This is a genomic window from Methylocucumis oryzae (genome assembly GCF_000963695.1).
Lineage (GTDB): Bacteria > Pseudomonadota > Gammaproteobacteria > Methylococcales > Methylomonadaceae > Methylovulum > Methylovulum oryzae.
Genome location: NZ_LAJX01000335.1, coordinates 1 through 1,909, shown reverse-complemented (window position 1 = coordinate 1,909; position 1,909 = coordinate 1). Strand labels below are relative to the sequence as shown.

The 1,909-nt window shown below is 48.9% G+C and carries 3 protein-coding genes; all 3 read left to right on the top strand.

Going from position 1 to position 1,909, the window contains the following annotated elements:
* Window positions 1-187: 187 nt before the first annotated feature.
* Entirely contained in the window at window positions 188-1,273 is a 1,086-nt protein-coding gene (locus VZ94_RS21225) for a peroxidase family protein (RefSeq protein WP_275575351.1), read from the top strand.
* A complete protein-coding gene (locus VZ94_RS31275) occupies window positions 1,266-1,439 on the top strand; it encodes a hypothetical protein (protein ID WP_275575350.1) in 174 nt (57 codons plus the stop codon). Before VZ94_RS21225 ends, VZ94_RS31275 begins: the two co-directional genes overlap by 8 nt.
* 383 nt (window positions 1,440-1,822) lie before the next feature.
* Window positions 1,823-1,909 (top strand): IS66 family insertion sequence element accessory protein TnpA (gene tnpA / locus VZ94_RS33415; RefSeq protein ID WP_439097761.1); only part of this gene is annotated, 87 nt, incomplete at its 3' end.

Here is a 1,909-nt window from a genome sequence, read left to right as displayed (position 1 = left end):
AGGGACGTATTTACGGCGTCCTCGGCAACTGCTCCTGCGTTGCCCTACTACACGCCATCCCTGGCGTTATACGTTCTGAATGACCTGTCCCGTCTTAAGCTGGTAACCTGAACTTGTTATTTGGAGCCTATGCTTGCCGACTAGAAATAACCTGCAACAGCAGGCTCTATAACAACCGGAGGCGCGTATGTTTAAAATAAATTTTCCAACGTTAATGCTATTAACATTAGCGTTATCTCAGGCTAGCTACGCTGATGACAAGCCTATGCCAATCAAATCTACAGCAAGCTCGCAAACCCTATCGAATCAATTTTGGTGGCCTGAACGATTAGATTTGGCGCCATTACGCCAGCACTCGACCGCTTCGAGTCCGATGGATAGCAAATTCAACTATGCCAATGAGTTTAACAAACTCGATATTAAAGCAGTAAAAAAAGACATAGCAGAGTTAATGACCGCATCTCAGGATTGGTGGCCAGCCGATTACGGTCACTACGGCCCTTTATTTATCCGTATGGCTTGGCATAGTGCCGGCACGTACCGACTGGGCGATGGTCGAGGTGGCGCCGGTGGCGGTCAACAACGCTTTGAGCCGCTTAATAGCTGGCCTGATAACGCCAGCTTAGACAAAGCCCGGCGTTTGCTTTGGCCGATTAAGCAAAAATATGGCAGTAAACTCTCCTGGGCCGACTTAATGGTACTCACTGGCAATGTCGCGTTAGAATCCATGGGCTTTAAAACCTTAGGCTTTGCCGGTGGGCGAACGGACGATTGGGAAGCTGATTTAGTGTACTGGGGACCTGAGAAAAAATGGCTGGCCGATGAACGCTATCAAGGCGACCGCAAACTTGAAAAACCCTTAGCGGCCGTGCAAATGGGACTGATTTATGTCAACCCAGAAGGCCCTAACGGTAACCCAGACCCATTAGCGTCAGCCAAAGACATTCGAGAAACCTTTGGGCGTATGGCCATGAACGACGAAGAAACCGTGGCGTTGATTGCTGGCGGCCACACTTTTGGCAAAGCACACGGTAATGGCGTACCATCAACCTGCGTAGGACCTGAACCTGCCGCTGCCAGCATCGAAGAACAAGGCTTTGGCTGGAAAAATAAATGTGGCAAAGGTCATGGCGTTGACACGATTACTAGCGGCTTAGAAGGCGCGTGGACCATGAGTCCTACGCAATGGACCCATCAATATCTAAGCAATTTATTTTCTTACGAATGGGTAAAAACCAAAAAGTCCCGCAGGCGCTACGCAATGGGTGCCTAAAGACAATGCAGCAGCGAATTTAGTCCCCGATGCGCACGATAAAGACAAGCACCATGCTCCTATCATGCTGACGACGGACTTAGCATTGAAAACTGACCCTAGTTACGAAAAAATTGCTAAAACGTTTCCTAGAAAATCCCGCAGAATTCGAGCTGGCTTTTGCTAAAGCGTGGTTTAAACTCACGCACCGCGATATGGGGCCCCGTCCACGTTATCTCGGCTCGGAAGTGCCCAAAGAAGTCTTCATTTGGCAAGACCCAATTCCAGCAGTCAATCATAAATTAATTGATGCTAAAGACATTGAAAACCTCAAACAAAAAATCCTCAAATCAGGTTTGAGCGTGCCAGAACTGGTTAGAACCGCTTGGGCCTCAGCCGCATCATTCCGCAGCACTGACATGCGCGGCGGTGCTAACGGTGCTAGGGTGCGCCTGGCCCCTCAAAAGGATTGGGCAGTCAATAATCCAGAGGAATGTAAGCGCTCAACCAAACCACCTGTTCTAATAAGTTCAGAACCGTTATTCTCAAAATTTTTGAAGAGGATAATGCATGACCTTAACTGCGCATTGGATACATCACCTGAACACTTGGCAAAGCAGCGGAATGACGCAAGCGGCGTATTGCCGACAGCATCGG